Genomic DNA, 13,048 nt, shown 5'->3' with positions numbered 1-13,048 from the left:
GCACACCGATGACCGACAGCCCGGCACTCAACTCCTCACCGCATGAGCCGGCCTCGGACGAGGACTTCCGCGAACTGACCCGGCGCGTCCAGGCCGCCGGGCTCATGCGGCCCCGCACGGGCCAGTACGTGACCGGGATCGCGGTGGTCTGGCTGATGAACGCCCTCGGCTGGGCCGCGCTGGCCTTCTCCGGCGGCACCTGGTGGAAGGTGGTCCTGGCCGCGCTCTGGCTCGCCGTCTGGCACGAGCAGCTCGCCTTCCTCGTGCACGACGCGGGACACCGTCAGATCACCCGGTCCCGGAAGTTCATCCAGGCCCTCGGCCTGGTCCACGGCAACCTGATGCTCGGGGTCTGCTTCGGCTGGTGGGTGCAGCACCACAACCGGCACCACAACCACCCCAACCACCTGGAACTCGACCCCGACATCCTGCGCCGCGTGGCCATCTTCGCGCCCGAACAAGCCCAGGACCGCAAGGGATTCGCCCGTTTCCTCGCCGCCAACCAGCGCTACCTGTTCTTCCCACTGCTGGGCCTGGAGGCCCTGGTGCTGCGTATCGCCGGCGTCATCGCCCTGCGCCGCAGGGCCCTGCGCAAGCCCCTCCTCGAGGGCGGTCTGATGGTGCTGCACGCGGTGCTGTTCTTCGGCGCGCTCTTCGTGCTCCTGCCCTGGCCGTCCGTCCTGCTCTTCCTGGCCGTCCACCAGGTCCTCCTCGGCTATCTGCTCGGCCTCGCCTTCGCCGTCAACCACAAGGGCCTGCCGACCCGGGTGGGCAAGGAGTGGAGCTGGCTGGAGCGCCAGGTCCTCACCTCGCGCACCCTGCCCACCGGCTACATCGGCGACTTCTTCTACGGCGGCCTCAACTACCAGATCGAGCACCACCTCTTCCCCGGCATGCCCAGGGCGGCGCTGCGCCGCGCCTATCCCCTCGTCAAGCAGTTCTGCGTCGAGCGGGAGATCCCGTACGTCGAGACGGGCGTCCTGGAGTCGTACCGCGACCTCGCCGAGCATCTCGGCTCCGCGAGCGAAGTTCTCCGTGGCACCACGGCCACGGCGTGAAGGAAAGGAACCAGACACCATGACGTTCTCAGTGAAGGCGAAAGCGAAGGTGTCCCGGCTGTCCCGGCTCGGCCGGAGGCCGGTGCTGGCCGCCGCGCTCCTCGCGGGGACGGCCCTGGCCGCCCCCGCGGCCCAGGCCGAACCGGCCGGGGTACGGGCCGCACCGGTCCCCGACCTCGTGTGCCGCCTCGACGCCGAGGTGAACTTCAGTCCGCCGCTCAGTGTGCGGGTCAAGGAGGCCGAGGTGACCGGGCACATCGGGTACCTGGACTGCCGCTCGCCCAGCGGGGCGGCGCCGCAGCTGACCGACATCGTCTTCGGCGTCAACGGCACCGGAAGATTCGGTGTGTTCCCGCCGACCTTCTCCGTGGAGGGCAACGGCGTGGGCACCTGGAACACGGGTGAGGTCGGCAGCCTCTACTTCAAGGGTGACCTCAAGCAGGGCAGCCCCGTGCCCGAGCGCACCGTGACGAGCGGGCCGCTGGCCGGCGACGGGATCAACGGACTGCAGATCCCCACACCCCGATTCGACAAGATCACCCCGGACGGCGTCGCGGGCTTCGGCGTCATCGGCCAGGTCTGCTTCTGGCCCGGTGAGAAGGGCCGCTGCACGGCGTTCTGAGCCGACCACGAAGGAGGGGGTGGTGCGGGCCGACCGGGGCCCGCACCACCCCCTCCCTTTCGTCCGCTGTGCCGTCGTACGGGTTCTTCGTCGTTCGGGACTCAGTCGGCCAGCGCCTTGAGCGTCTCCCGCACCACGATCGGGTCGTACGGCATGGCCAGGTGGGTGGTCCGGTTCTGCGGGGCGAGGAGTTGGAGGCAGGTGTTGGTGACCGGGTGTTCCGGCCTGGCGGGCTTCAGCTGTTGGGCCTCGGGAGGCTGGACCAGCTCGTCCCGGGTCGACCAGATGACGGTGTAGTCGACCCCGTCCACCGTGTCGCCCGGAGCCACCAGCTCACCCACGAACTCCGAGTCGTGCAGCAGCTGGGTGAAGGCCGGGCTGATCCGGAAGAGCACCTTGTCCTCCACGACGGCCTGAACGCCCGGGACCTGGCGGACCAGCTTCGTCAGGCCCGCCACCTCGACCCCGTGGTTGCTGGGCGCGATACCGACGACCCGGCGCACCTTCCCGGCCCCGCCGAGGTACTTGAGGTAGTAGTGCGGGAGCATCCCGCCCTGCGAGTGGCCCACGAGGTCCACCTTCGACGCCTTGGTGTCCACCAGCACCCGGTCCACGAAGTCCGCGAGCTCCTTGGAGGACTTGCGCATGTCACCGAGACCGTACAGACGGGGGAGCGTGGGCAGTTCACCGTAGTTGAGGCGGAAGATGCGGTGCCCGGCCGTGCGCAGCGCGGGCGCGAGCTTGCGCCAGACGGACTCCCGGTCGCCCAGCGTGCCGTGCACGAGGACGACCGGGTGCGGACGCTCCGGCGTCGGGGGCAGGCCCCAGTCGTCCGTCTCGGGGTCGCCGTCGAGTCCGGCGACCAGCCGGTGCGCGGCGGACTGGGCGTTGCCGGCCAGCCGCTCGGGCGTCCTGAGCAGTTCGGTCGCGGCGCTCTCGGAGTTCACGCCGGGAATGCGGGGCAGGGACATGGGGCCTCCTTGGCCTCGGTGCTGAGTGCGGAATGGTCGTGAACACGGGGAGGCCCGGCCGGGGAAAAGCCCCGGCCGAGCCTCCGTCCTGACTTCTGGTGGGCTCAGTCGGTGGTTGCCGCGGGCAGCGCGTGGAACGCTCGGTCGTGCCAGAGCAGCGGCCGTCCGCCGTTCACCTCCACCGCCATCACCCGTCCGACGACGGCGTGGTGATCCCCGTACGGTCGTACGTCCTCGACCAGGCACACCGACCACGCGAGCGCTTCGACGAGTACCGGCAGGCCGAGCACCCGGCGCACCGGGCTGCCGTCGAACCGCCTGGCGGGCGGCACGGAGGAGTCGGCGAAGAGTTCGGCGACCGATCTCTGATCATCCGTCAACACATTGACAGCAAAGGCGCCTTGCTCACGCAGGGTGGTCAACGTGCGGGAACTGCCCCGCAGACACGCGAGGACCAGCGGCGGCCGCGCCGACAGGGAGGTCAGCGCGGAGACCGTCATCCCGGTCGGGCCCGCCCCGTCCAGCGCCGTGACGACCGTGACGCCGGCCGTCAGCTTGGCGTAGAGACCGAGACAGCGGACCGTGTCGGGGCCGGGCTCGTCCCGCAGGGTGTCCCAGCCGGCGGCGGACGGGCCGTAGGGACGGGGCCGAGGGGGCACGAGAGTGACGTCAGCCATGCGCGGAGGCGACGCTGTCGGCGAGTTGGGCCGGGGTGGTGGGGGTGACCCTGCCGAGCAGCCCGCGCAGGATCCGCTCGATATTGCTGCGCAGCGTCGAGTCGGCGACCGGGTCGAGGAGTTCCGCCAGGGTCGGGATGCCCAGGTCGAAGACGGCGTCGAAGGTTACCGCCGTACCGTCCTCGCCCGACGCGCACCGCCATGTGCCCTCGAACAGCTCGAAGTCGCCCGTGAGCTGGGTGAAACCGATGGTCCGTGTCTTCGGGAAGAACGCGTCCCGCTCCGACCAGCGCATCAGACCGTTCCTGAAGCGCACGGTCCAGTCCGACACCACCGTGCCGTCGTCATGGGGCGGATGGACCACGACCTCGCGGACGGTCTCGGTGACTTCGGGATACCGGCGGAAGTCACTGATCCGCTGGTAGGCGGTCTCGGGGTCGACGTCGTGGGCGGTCAGCCGTACGGTCACGTGACGCATGGGAGGTGTTGCCTTTCCACGGTAGGGACGGGTCGGCGATAGCGGACGGGTCAGCCGATGCGGGGCGCGACGACGCGCAACGCCTCGGTCAGCGCGGTGAGGAACAGCCGCACCTCCTCCTCGCCGACGATCGCGGGCGGCGTCAGCCGCAGCACCCGGGTGGCGTTGAGGGAGTGGTTCACGAGGACGCCGCGCCCGACCAGTTCGAGGATCAGTTCGCCGACGGCCTGCTCCTCGGCGAACTCCAGGCCGATCAGCAGCCCCCGCCCACGGACCTCGCGCACCAGGCCACCGGTGTACGGGGCGCAGGCGGCCCGGACGTCCGCGAGCAGCCGCTCGCCCAGGGCCCTGGCGCGCGGGACGACCTCCTCACTCTCCAGGGCCTCGACCGCGGCGAGCGCGGCGGCGCAGGCGATCGGGGAGGCCGCGAAGGTGGAGGTGTGCAGATAGGGGTCGCGGGAGAACGGCGCGTAGGCCGCCGGGGTCGCGACCATCGCGGCGACGGGCACGACACCGCCGCTGAGACCCTTGCCGACGAGCAGTACGTCGGGCTGCGGGGGCGAGCCGCCCTCGGCGTCCATGCCCCACCACGAGCCCAGCCGCCCCAGGCCCGTCTGGATCTCGTCGAGGATCAGGAAGGCCCCGTACGTCCGGCACAGCCGGCTCACCTCCGCCAGATAGTCCGGCGGTGGAATCCGTACGCCGCCCTCGCCCTGCACCGGCTCGACGATCACGCAGGCCCGGCGGCCGAGTTCGGCGAGCGTGGCGTCCAGCGCGGCGGCGTCCCCGTACGGGACGGCCGTGCTGTCGGGCAGCAGCGGCCGGAAGGGCTGCTGGTACTTCGGGTTGGCGGTGGCGGTCAGCGCGCCCAGGGTCTTGCCGTGGTACCCGCCGAGGGTGGAGACGAGGGCGGTGTGGCCGTGCGCCCGGGCCAGTTTCAGACCGGCCTCGGTGGCCTCCGCGCCGGAGTTCACGAAGTGGACGTGGTCGAGGCCCGGTGGGGTCCGTGCGGCCAGTGCCTCGGCGGCGAGGGCCGCGACGGGCTCCAGGAAGACCCGCCCGGCCAGCGGATGGGTGTCCACCTGGCGGTGCACGGCCGCGGTCACGTGAGGGTGCCGGTGGCCGAGGATGAAGACCCCGTAACCGCCGAAGTCGAGGTAGCGGCGGCCGTCCTCGGTGAACACCCACGCGCCGTCGGACGCCGTCTCCAGCATGCCGCCGAGCACCGTGCCGAGGACCGAGCGGCCGGAGGAGAGGTGCTCGCGGTAGAGCCGGGCGATGTGCGCACGGTCCGTGGCGGGATCGGTGACCGGGGACATGGATCCGGTGACCGGAGCCACGGATCCGGTGACCGGCGCCACGGCGGGGGCCGCGGTCATGACGCCAGTTCCTGGGTGTGCGTGGCCTGCGAGGGCTGGCTCCTCGCCGCCGTGTCCTGCGCGGGCCCCGGACGCAGGCGGGTGCGCATGCCGCCACGCCCGGTGGACCAGGCGGCCAGATTGCGGACCAGGGCCCGCCGGAGGTCGTCCTTCGAGAGGGCCGTGCCGCAGTGCGGCGACCCCAGCGACGATTCGAAGGGGAGGGCCCGCTGGAAGACCAGCAGCAGTTCCGCGTACGTCTGGAAGCGGCGGCGCAGCGACTCCGGGAACGTGGGGCCCTCGATCAGCGGCAGCAGCAGCCGGTGCACCGACTCCAGCGGGATGAGCCGGGGCGGATGCGGACGCGGTCCCCACTGGTCGGCGAACTCCAGGCAGGTGTCGACCACTTCACGCTGCAGCAACGCCTCCGTGCCGGCCGTCAGCCAGTACTCGCCGCCCGTGACACCGGCCCGCACCAGATCGCCCACGGCACGCGCGACGATGTCCTGGGGCACCATGTCGATCCGTGCGTCCGGCGCTCCCGGCAGCACCGGCACCTGCCCCTTCACGATGGCGCCCAGCGCCCGGGTCAGCCCCTGCATCCCGGCGATCCGACCGGTGACGGAGTCACCCATGACCACCGACGGGCGCATGATCACGCCGGGCACCGGGGCGTCGCGCACGACCTGTTCGGCCGCCGTCTTGGAGGCGAGGTACGCGGCGGCGCCGGGGAAGCGCTCCTGCTCCTCCGGAGCCAGCGGGTTGGCGACGAAGGCCGTGCTCATGTGGAAGAACGGGGCCTCGGCGCGAGCGGCGAGGTCGAGCATCGCGATCGTGCCGTCGAGGTTGGCCCGCCGGATCTGGTCCGGCTCCGCCTTCCAGTTGGTCGCGGCGGCGGAGTGCACCACCAGGTCCACTTCGGCGATGAGCTGGGTGAAGTCCGCCCGGGTCAGGCCGAGTCCGGGTTCCAGCAGATCGGCGCGGACCTCGCGGACCCGGTGGTCGTTCACCGGCGTGCGATGGCGCAGGCAGACGATTCTGAAGTCCGGCGACAGCTCCTCGATCAGGGCTCTGCCGAGTACTCCGGCGCCGCCGGTGAGCAGAATCGTGGGGCGTTTCGCGGGCGATTGCGGGCTGGGCGGAGCGCTGGGCCGGGGCCGGGACAGAGGCATGGCGGTGATCCCCTCGGTCGAGTGAGCGTAGGTCCTGCCGGACGGGCGGGCGGGTGTCCGGGCGGGTGGGTGTTCGGGTGCTGGGGTTGTGGGCGTGCGGGGCGCCTATGAGCTCGGTTCTTGTTGTTCGGCGGCGACTGCGGGTGGTCTGTGGCTGGTCGCGCCGTTCCACGCGCCCCCTTCGGGGCGCTCGCGCCGGCTGGGGTTACGCGATGGTCAGCGGCTCGTTGGCGAGGTACGCGGACAGTGGGCCGGTCATCCGCGAGCGCGACGGGGGGTGCAGGGCGAGGCCGTTGGTACAGGCGGCGAGATATCCGACCTCGTCCGAGGTCATGAAGTTGAGCCCGCCGAGCAGTTCGACGGACCGGGGCACGATCCGGGCGAGGGCGTCCTGCACGGTGTAGCGCGCGTAGAGCGAGTCGGCGAGCGCGGACTCGTCGGGCATGTCCGCGTCCACCCGGCGGGCGAGGCCCTCGACGGCCGCCGTCGCGCCCTCGATCTCCACCAGCAGCCGGACCCGCTCGGTGTCGGGCACCCGGTCGTTGAGCAGCACCCGTTCGACGAGGGCGCTCGCGGCGCCGAGGTAGCTGCCGGTCATCAGCAGCTCGAACCAGACCAGACCGGCGGTCTGTACCGCGTCCAGACGGGCCCCGGCGGGCGAGGCCGTGCGCACCAGGAGCTCCGGCGCGACCAGGACGTTGTCCAGCGTCACCTGGTCGCTCTCGGCGCCCGCCAGGAAGGTGCTCGACCAGAAGCCGCTGACGCTCAGCCCCTCGCTCTCGGCGGGAACCAGCGCCACGGCCAGTTCCTCTCCCTCGCCCTCCTCGCACGGCACCATCACGCTCGCGGTGAGCAGATCCATGGAACGGGCGAGGCTGCACGGCCGTTTCACGCCGGTGATCCGCACCCCTTCGGGCGTCACCGTGGCGGACATGGAGGGCGACAGGATGCCGGCGCCGCTGCGTCCTTCGGCGAAGCCGGACGCCATCAGCTGGTTCTCGGACGCGACGCCCTGGACGAGCATCCACTCCAGCCCCTCGCCGGAGTCGCTCAGCCCGACCAGCGTGGCCATCGAGAAGTGGTGCATCGTCGTCGCCACCGCGAGCGAGGGCGAACGACTGCCGAGCGCGCGCTGCACCCGCAGGGTCTCCAGCGCGGTGGCGCCCCGGCCCTGGAGGGCGGTCGGGGCCAGCAGACCCGGCCCGCCCGCCTCCCGGAACAGCCCGATGCCGGGGCTTTTCGGCCCCTCAAGTGTCATCAGCGGTACGGTCCTCAGACTCTCGTCGAGGCCGGGCAGCAGTTTGGCGAGGGCCGCGCGCTCACGCTCCAGGAATCTCATGTCGTCCCCTGCTCCTTGATTCTCAGGTGTCGCCGGCAGCGTCGTTTCTGTTTACGCGCGAACCGGCGGAACCCCTCGGGGCAAAAGGGATGTTGGAGCGTTCGGCGGTCAGTGGTTCGGCTGCCGGGCAGGGTCCCGTACGACGACGAGGCGGGTGGGTCTGGCCTGGGTCAGTTCCACCCGGCGGGCGAGCTCGTGCTCGTGCGAACCGCTGCGCGTCGCCCGCGCCACGACGGTCGCCGCAGTGTCGTCGGCGCGGCCGTCGCGGGTCAGGAGACTGAGCGGCCAGGTGGGTTCCGACGGCTCCTGACCGTCGAACGGGTGCCAGTCCCATGGCGCGTCGAACCGCCAGGCGCGCCCCGCGGCATCCGCGACCTCGTCACCTGCCACAAGGCAGGCGTACGGACGGAACAGCAGGTCCAGGGCGATCGGGATCCCGTCGTCGGGAGCGATCTCGTAGCCCTGCCACTCCAGGTCGGGATCGTGCGACTGTCCCGCGCGCAGCACCATGACCTGCGTTCCCAGGCGAGGGAGACGTCCTGTCTCCAGCGGTGGATCCATCCGTTCGACGCTCATCACATGCACCACCGTGGGAGGGATGCCGACCTGGCACACCGCGCCGACCTCGAGGTGCGGCGGCGGCGGGTCGGTGCGGAACAGCTCCAAGTCCCAGTCGTACGAGGCCGGATCGCCGGCCAGGGCCACCTGGCCGTTCCACTCGATCCAGTCGCACTCCGGGTCCACCTCCCACCACGGCCACTCGACGACCACTTCCCGCCGGGTGAGACGGGTGACCCGTGCGTCCGTGTACGGGCACGAGACCAACAGGACATCCCCCACACGGTGATCCGCTCCCACAGCCGCCTCCCGCTACCCCGGTCGCCACCGCCCGCACGGTACAAGCTGAAGGTCATCGCCGGTTTACCGGGAGGTGCGGGCTCGTTGGCTGAGGGGGCGGCCGCTGCTCCAACTCGTCGGCGAGGACCTGGACTTGATCCAGGACCTCGCCGAGCGGGCTACGCCGAACGGGACCTCGGCGCGACGGCCGAGTTCCTCAGGAGCGAGGGGACTTGAAACCGACCGCGCCGTACAGCGGGACCGGCGCGTCGCCGACCTCGTCCTTGTTCAGCGCGAGTTCGGGATGCCACTCCGACACCGACACCACTCCGGGGTCGACGAGCTCGAGCCCCCGGAAGAAGCGGCCGACCTCGGTGTGCGAGCGGGCCACCAGCGTCACACCGCCCGCCGCGTACGCCGCTATACCGGTCGCGACCTTCACCGGGTCGTAGTCGCCGGTCAGCGCGGACAGGACCAGGCAACTGCCCGGCGCCAGCGCGTCGACCAGGGTGTCCACCAGGTCGTACGCGCCGTCCTCCTCGGCGATGAAGTGCATCAGGGCGATGAGCGACAGCGCGACGGGCTGGTCGAAGTCGAGAACGCGGGCGGCCTGCTCGAGTATCTTCTCCGGTTCCCGCGCGTCGGCCTGGACGTACTCCGTCACGCCCTCGGGGGTGCCGCGCAGCAGGGCCTCGGCGTGAGCGAGGACGATCGGGTCGTTGTCCACGTAGACGACCCGCGCCTCCGGGACGGCGGCCTGGGCGATCTGGTGGAGGTTCGGCTCGGTGGGGATGCCGGTGCCGATGTCGAGGAACTGGCGGACGCCCGTCTCCCGGACCAGCCAGCGGGTGGCGCGCTGCATGAACCAGCGGTTGCTGCGGGCCGAGAGGGGGGCACTCGGGTCCGTGGCCATGATTCTTCGCCCGAGCTCCTCGTCGACCGGATAGTTGTCCTTTCCGCCGAGGAACCAGTCGTACATCCGTGCCGGGTGCGGCCTGCTGGTGTCGATCCGCTGGGCGGAAGGCCCGGTCGCGGTCATGCGGCACTCCTCTGCTCACGCTCGTGTCGATGTTCGAGCAGTCTGCCACGGGAGTTGGGCGGTGCGGGGGCATTCTCCGGGCCCCGCACCCCCGTCGACCGGCCCGATCCCACCAGCGGCGCCGGCGCCCTCGCCGCCAGTCGTGTCGGCGCCGGACACGGCGGCTCGCGGCGCGGGCCGAACACTCCTGACCCACGGGTTCACCCGCCGTGCAGGGGTCACCTGGCGAGACGGTCCTTACGTGAGGAGATGCGTGCGCCTAGCATCGGTTCCCGCATGAACACAATGACGCTCTGGCACATATCCATCTGGGAGTTCGCCGCGCTCGCCGCCGCGGCCCTGCTCGTCGGCTTCTCGAAGACCGCCGTGAGCGGCGCCAACACGGTCAGCCTGGCGATCTTCGCCGCCGTGCTGCCCGCCCGCGCCTCGACCGGCGTACTCCTGCCCCTCCTCATCGTCGGGGACGTGCTCGCCGTGCTCACCTACCGGCGGCACGCGCACTGGCCCACGCTGTGGCGGCTGTTCCCGGCGGTCGCCGCGGGCGTCGTGTTCGGCACGCTGTTCCTGGTGTGGGCCGACGACGCGATCGTACGGACCTCCATCGGCGCGATCCTGCTGCTGATGGCGGCGGTGACGATGTGGCGCCGCCGGGCCGCCGCCCAGGACGAGGAGCCCGACTCGGTGTCGACCCGGGCCGGCCGGGTCAAGGCCGGCTCGTACGGCGTCCTCGGCGGCTTCACCACGATGGTCGCCAACGCGGGCGGCCCGGTGATGTCGATGTACCTCCTGTCGGCCGGCTTCCGCAAACTCGGCTTCCTGGGCACCTCGGCCTTCTTCTTCCTGATCGTGAACGTCTCCAAGGTGCCCTTCAGCGTCGGCCTCGGTCTCATCGACTGGCATTCGCTGCTCCTGGACGCGGCGCTCGCGATCTTCGTCGTGCCGGGGGCGTTCCTCGGCAAATGGGCCGTGCACCGCATCAACCAGCTCCTGTTCGAGCGGCTGGTCATCGCGGCGACGGTGGTGGGCGGGGCGCAGCTCCTGCTGCGCTGACCACCTCGTAGGCTCGACGGCATGCCCTCCCACGTCCTGGTCCTCGGCGGCACCACCGAGGCACGCCGACTCGCCGCCGAACTGGCGGCGCGCCCCGGTGTCCGCGTGACGACGTCCCTGGCGGGGCGTGTCTCCCGGCCGGGGACGCTCGACGGGGACGTCCGCATCGGGGGCTTCGGCGGGGCGGACGGGCTGACGCGGTGGCTGCGCGAGCACCACGTGGACGCCGTGGTCGACGCCACGCACCCCTTCGCCGCGGCCATCACGGCGAACGCGGCGCGCGCCGCCGCGGCCACCGGAGTCCCGGCCGTGGTGCTGCGCCGTCCCGGCTGGACCCCCGGCCCCGACGACCGCTGGCACTGGGCCGCCTCCCTCCCCGAAGCCGCCGCGCTCCTCCCGTCCCTGGGCCGTCGTGTCTTCCTCACCACGGGCCGCCTGGGTCTCGCGGCCTTCGCCCACCTCCCCGAGCTCCACTTCCTCGTGCGTACGGTGGAGCCCCCCGAGCCGCCGATGCCCCAGGACATGGAAGTACTGCTGACCCGGGGCCCCTTCACACCGGACGACGAGAAGTCCCTGCTGCGCGCGCACCGCATCGACGTGCTGGTGACCAAGGACAGCGGCGCAGAGGCGACAGCAGCCAAACTGACGGCCGCACGCGATCTCGCTCTCCCCGTGGTGGTCGTACGCCGCCCTCCGCTCCCGGCGGACGTGACCACCGCGCCGGACGTGCCGTCGGCCCTGGCCCTGCTGGATCTCGGCCCTGGATGACGGAACACGGCGCGCCGGCGCACTCTGTTGGCGTATGGAGCGACCCGTCCGGCCGATCCCCCTACCCGCGCGGGTGCCTGCGCAGCAGATATGTGTCCATGATCCAGCCCTTGCGTTCGCGCGCCTCGGCCCGCAGCCGCTCGATGCGTGGGGCCGTCTCGGCTATCGGACCGGAGGCCAGGATCTCGTCCGGCGTACCGATGTAGGCGCCCCAGTAGATGTCGATGTCCTCGTCGGCGTACTGCCGGAAGGTCTGGTGGGCGTCGAGCATGACGACCACGTCGTCGACACCCTCCGGGAACCCCTCCGCGAGCCGTCGTCCCGTGGTGATCTGAACGGGACGGGCCACCCGGTTCAGCCCGGTCCGGTGCCGGGCGACGAGCGCGGAGACGCTGCTGATGCCGGGCACGACCTCGTACGTGAACGCCACCGCGCCCCGCTCCAGGATCTCCTCCAGGATCCCGAGCGTGCTGTCGTACAGCGCGGGATCCCCCCACACCAGGAACGCGCCGCTCTCGTCCTCGCCCAGCTCCTCGGCGATCAGCCGCTGGTAGATGTCGGCGCGGGCACTGCGCCAGTCCCCGACGGCGGGGGAGTAGGCGGCGCCCCCGGCGGCCCGGTCGCGATCCGGGTCGCGCGCCTCGACCAGGCGGTAGGACCCCTGCGGTATGTGTGCGTCGAGGATGTCACGGCGCAGCCGGACGAGGTCCGACTTCACCTCGCCCTTGTCCAGGATGAAGAACACGTCCGTGCTCCTCAGCGCCTTGACCGCCTGCAAGGTGAGCTGGTCGGGGTCGCCCGCGCCGATGCCGATGACATGAATCTTTCGCACACCCCGAGTCTGCCGCACGCCACTGACAGCGCACGCACCGCACCCGGGTGACGCCGCACGCACCGCGCGCCGATCGGCGGCACCGCACCTGTCAGTCCCGGCGCCCCCGCAGCCGTCAGTCCCGGCGCCCCCGCAGCCGGGGTGCCCACGCCACCGCGCTGATCGCGGCGCCCTCACGCTCCACGACCGTCGCCAGCTCCCGTGCCCAGGAGGCGAGTTCAACGAGGTCCAGCTCATGCGGACGGTCCCGCCCGCCCGCCCCCGCCGCCCACTCCTCGACCGCCCCGGCCCCGCGCCGCAACAGCCGGGCACCGCCCGTCGTGTTCCCACGGGCCGCGTGCGTGAGCCCCACCGCGAGCTGCGCCAGCCCCCGCCAGAGCGTGCGCTCACCCTCGGGGCCCGACTTCCAGGCGTCCTCGAAGACCTCGTGGGCATGGAACGGCTTTCCCGCGTCCAACAGCGCCTGCGCCTCCGTGACCGTCTCCTCCGGGCTGCGGACGACCCCTTCCGGCTGCCGCTCCACGCCATCGGTGCCGTAGGGCAGCGGCCGCCCCAGCCCGTCCCGCGGCCGGGCGTTCCGCGCCCGCCCCGCCGTGTCCCGATCCCGCCCGTCGTCCCGCCGACCTCCGGATGCTGCGCTCATGCCCCTATTGTCTCGCGCCCCGCGCCCCCTCCGGAGCAGCCTCCGACGTGGGGTAAAGTTCTGTTCGCACGATCACGCGGAACACCGCGGGTGAACGCATCGGGACGTGGCGCAGCTTGGTAGCGCACTTGACTGGGGGTCAAGGGGTCGCAGGTTCAAATCCTGTCGTCCCGACTCGAACGAGTCGCAGGTCAGGGGCGGTTT

14 protein-coding genes and 1 tRNA gene are annotated in these 13,048 nt (G+C 71.7%); 5 read left to right on the top strand and 10 right to left on the bottom strand.

Annotation, left to right across the window (positions count from 1 at the left end):
- Positions 1-8: 8 nt before the first annotated feature.
- Together OG568_RS09640 and OG568_RS09635 are read left to right on the top strand one after the other, a co-directional pair.
- Entirely contained in the window at positions 9-1,058 is a 1,050-nt protein-coding gene (locus OG568_RS09640; protein WP_266588433.1) for a fatty acid desaturase family protein, read from the top strand.
- A 19-nt stretch (positions 1,059-1,077) separates the two neighbouring features.
- Positions 1,078-1,680, top strand: a complete 603-nt coding sequence (locus OG568_RS09635) for a hypothetical protein (protein WP_266427345.1) — start codon at positions 1,078-1,080, stop codon at positions 1,678-1,680.
- 101 nt (positions 1,681-1,781) lie between these two features.
- Here OG568_RS09635 and OG568_RS09630 read toward each other — a convergent pair whose 3' ends face one another.
- The 8 genes from OG568_RS09630 to OG568_RS09595 form a co-directional block, all read right to left on the bottom strand.
- Positions 1,782-2,651, bottom strand: coding sequence for an esterase/lipase family protein (locus OG568_RS09630; RefSeq protein ID WP_329531124.1), 870 nt, complete (start codon positions 2,649-2,651; stop codon positions 1,782-1,784).
- Between the two features lie 104 nt (positions 2,652-2,755).
- A complete protein-coding gene (locus OG568_RS09625; protein ID WP_329531123.1) occupies positions 2,756-3,328 on the bottom strand; it encodes a flavin reductase family protein in 573 nt (190 codons plus the stop codon).
- A complete protein-coding gene (locus tag OG568_RS09620) occupies positions 3,321-3,806 on the bottom strand; it encodes a type II toxin-antitoxin system RatA family toxin (RefSeq protein WP_266588441.1) in 486 nt (161 codons plus the stop codon). Before OG568_RS09620 ends, OG568_RS09625 begins: the two co-directional genes overlap by 8 nt.
- 50 nt (positions 3,807-3,856) lie before the next feature.
- Positions 3,857-5,185, bottom strand: a complete 1,329-nt coding sequence (locus OG568_RS09615) for an aspartate aminotransferase family protein (RefSeq protein ID WP_443077598.1) — start codon at positions 5,183-5,185, stop codon at positions 3,857-3,859.
- Entirely contained in the window at positions 5,182-6,336 is a 1,155-nt protein-coding gene (locus OG568_RS09610) for an SDR family oxidoreductase (RefSeq protein ID WP_329531122.1), read from the bottom strand. The genes OG568_RS09615 and OG568_RS09610 overlap by 4 nt, the downstream gene beginning before the upstream one ends.
- 205 nt (positions 6,337-6,541) lie before the next feature.
- Positions 6,542-7,675, bottom strand: coding sequence for an acyl-CoA dehydrogenase family protein (locus tag OG568_RS09605; RefSeq protein WP_329531121.1), 1,134 nt, complete (start codon positions 7,673-7,675; stop codon positions 6,542-6,544).
- Positions 7,676-7,783: 108 nt separating this feature from the next.
- The gene (locus OG568_RS09600; protein WP_329531120.1) at positions 7,784-8,515 is read right to left on the bottom strand and encodes a hypothetical protein; all 732 of its coding nucleotides are present in this window, start codon (positions 8,513-8,515) and stop codon (positions 7,784-7,786) included.
- Between the two features lie 214 nt (positions 8,516-8,729).
- Positions 8,730-9,551, bottom strand: coding sequence for an SAM-dependent methyltransferase (locus OG568_RS09595; RefSeq protein ID WP_329531119.1), 822 nt, complete (start codon positions 9,549-9,551; stop codon positions 8,730-8,732).
- Between the two features lie 276 nt (positions 9,552-9,827).
- On the opposite strand from OG568_RS09595, the gene OG568_RS09590 reads away from it, so the two are divergent.
- Positions 9,828-10,601 carry a sulfite exporter TauE/SafE family protein gene (locus OG568_RS09590; RefSeq protein WP_266588451.1) on the top strand — a complete coding sequence of 258 codons (774 nt, stop codon included), beginning with the start codon at positions 9,828-9,830 and terminating at the stop codon, positions 10,599-10,601.
- A gap of 21 nt (positions 10,602-10,622) precedes the next feature.
- A complete protein-coding gene (locus tag OG568_RS09585) occupies positions 10,623-11,369 on the top strand; it encodes a cobalt-precorrin-6A reductase (RefSeq protein ID WP_266427321.1) in 747 nt (248 codons plus the stop codon).
- Between the two features lie 61 nt (positions 11,370-11,430).
- On the opposite strand, the gene cobF is transcribed toward OG568_RS09585, so the two are convergent.
- Together cobF and OG568_RS09575 are read right to left on the bottom strand one after the other, a co-directional pair.
- A complete protein-coding gene (gene cobF, locus OG568_RS09580) occupies positions 11,431-12,201 on the bottom strand; it encodes a precorrin-6A synthase (deacetylating) (protein ID WP_329531118.1) in 771 nt (256 codons plus the stop codon).
- A gap of 115 nt (positions 12,202-12,316) precedes the next feature.
- Positions 12,317-12,844, bottom strand: coding sequence for a DUF309 domain-containing protein (locus tag OG568_RS09575; RefSeq protein ID WP_329531117.1), 528 nt, complete (start codon positions 12,842-12,844; stop codon positions 12,317-12,319).
- Between the two features lie 100 nt (positions 12,845-12,944).
- Between OG568_RS09575 and OG568_RS09570 the strand changes: the two genes are divergently transcribed.
- Positions 12,945-13,018: transfer RNA gene (locus OG568_RS09570), tRNA-Pro, on the top strand.
- Positions 13,019-13,048 lie beyond the last annotated feature (30 nt).

Origin of the sequence: Streptomyces sp. NBC_01450 (assembly GCF_036227505.1) — a bacterium.
Taxonomy (GTDB): Bacteria; Actinomycetota; Actinomycetes; order Streptomycetales; family Streptomycetaceae; genus Streptomyces.
The sequence above is the reverse complement of the archived record's forward strand: the minus strand, read 5'-3'. Positions and strand labels throughout refer to the sequence as shown.

What these genes read in the sequence shown, in the direction of transcription:
- OG568_RS09625 (WP_329531123.1), bottom strand. Translation starts at nt 3,328, where the DNA reads ATGGCTGACGTCACTCTCGTGCCCCCTCGGCCCCGTCCCTACGGCCCG.
- OG568_RS09610 (WP_329531122.1), bottom strand. Translation starts at nt 6,336, where the DNA reads ATGCCTCTGTCCCGGCCCCGGCCCAGCGCTCCGCCCAGCCCGCAATCG.
- OG568_RS09635 (WP_266427345.1), top strand. Translation starts at nt 1,078, where the DNA reads ATGACGTTCTCAGTGAAGGCGAAAGCGAAGGTGTCCCGGCTGTCCCGG.
- OG568_RS09575 (WP_329531117.1), bottom strand. Translation starts at nt 12,844, where the DNA reads ATGAGCGCAGCATCCGGAGGTCGGCGGGACGACGGGCGGGATCGGGAC.
- OG568_RS09640 (WP_266588433.1), top strand. Translation starts at nt 9, where the DNA reads ATGACCGACAGCCCGGCACTCAACTCCTCACCGCATGAGCCGGCCTCG.
- OG568_RS09585 (WP_266427321.1), top strand. Translation starts at nt 10,623, where the DNA reads ATGCCCTCCCACGTCCTGGTCCTCGGCGGCACCACCGAGGCACGCCGA.
- OG568_RS09615 (WP_443077598.1), bottom strand. Translation starts at nt 5,185, where the DNA reads ATGACCGCGGCCCCCGCCGTGGCGCCGGTCACCGGATCCGTGGCTCCG.
- OG568_RS09595 (WP_329531119.1), bottom strand. Translation starts at nt 9,551, where the DNA reads ATGACCGCGACCGGGCCTTCCGCCCAGCGGATCGACACCAGCAGGCCG.
- OG568_RS09605 (WP_329531121.1), bottom strand. Translation starts at nt 7,675, where the DNA reads ATGAGATTCCTGGAGCGTGAGCGCGCGGCCCTCGCCAAACTGCTGCCC.
- OG568_RS09620 (WP_266588441.1), bottom strand. Translation starts at nt 3,806, where the DNA reads ATGCGTCACGTGACCGTACGGCTGACCGCCCACGACGTCGACCCCGAG.
- OG568_RS09630 (WP_329531124.1), bottom strand. Translation starts at nt 2,651, where the DNA reads ATGTCCCTGCCCCGCATTCCCGGCGTGAACTCCGAGAGCGCCGCGACC.
- OG568_RS09590 (WP_266588451.1), top strand. Translation starts at nt 9,828, where the DNA reads ATGAACACAATGACGCTCTGGCACATATCCATCTGGGAGTTCGCCGCG.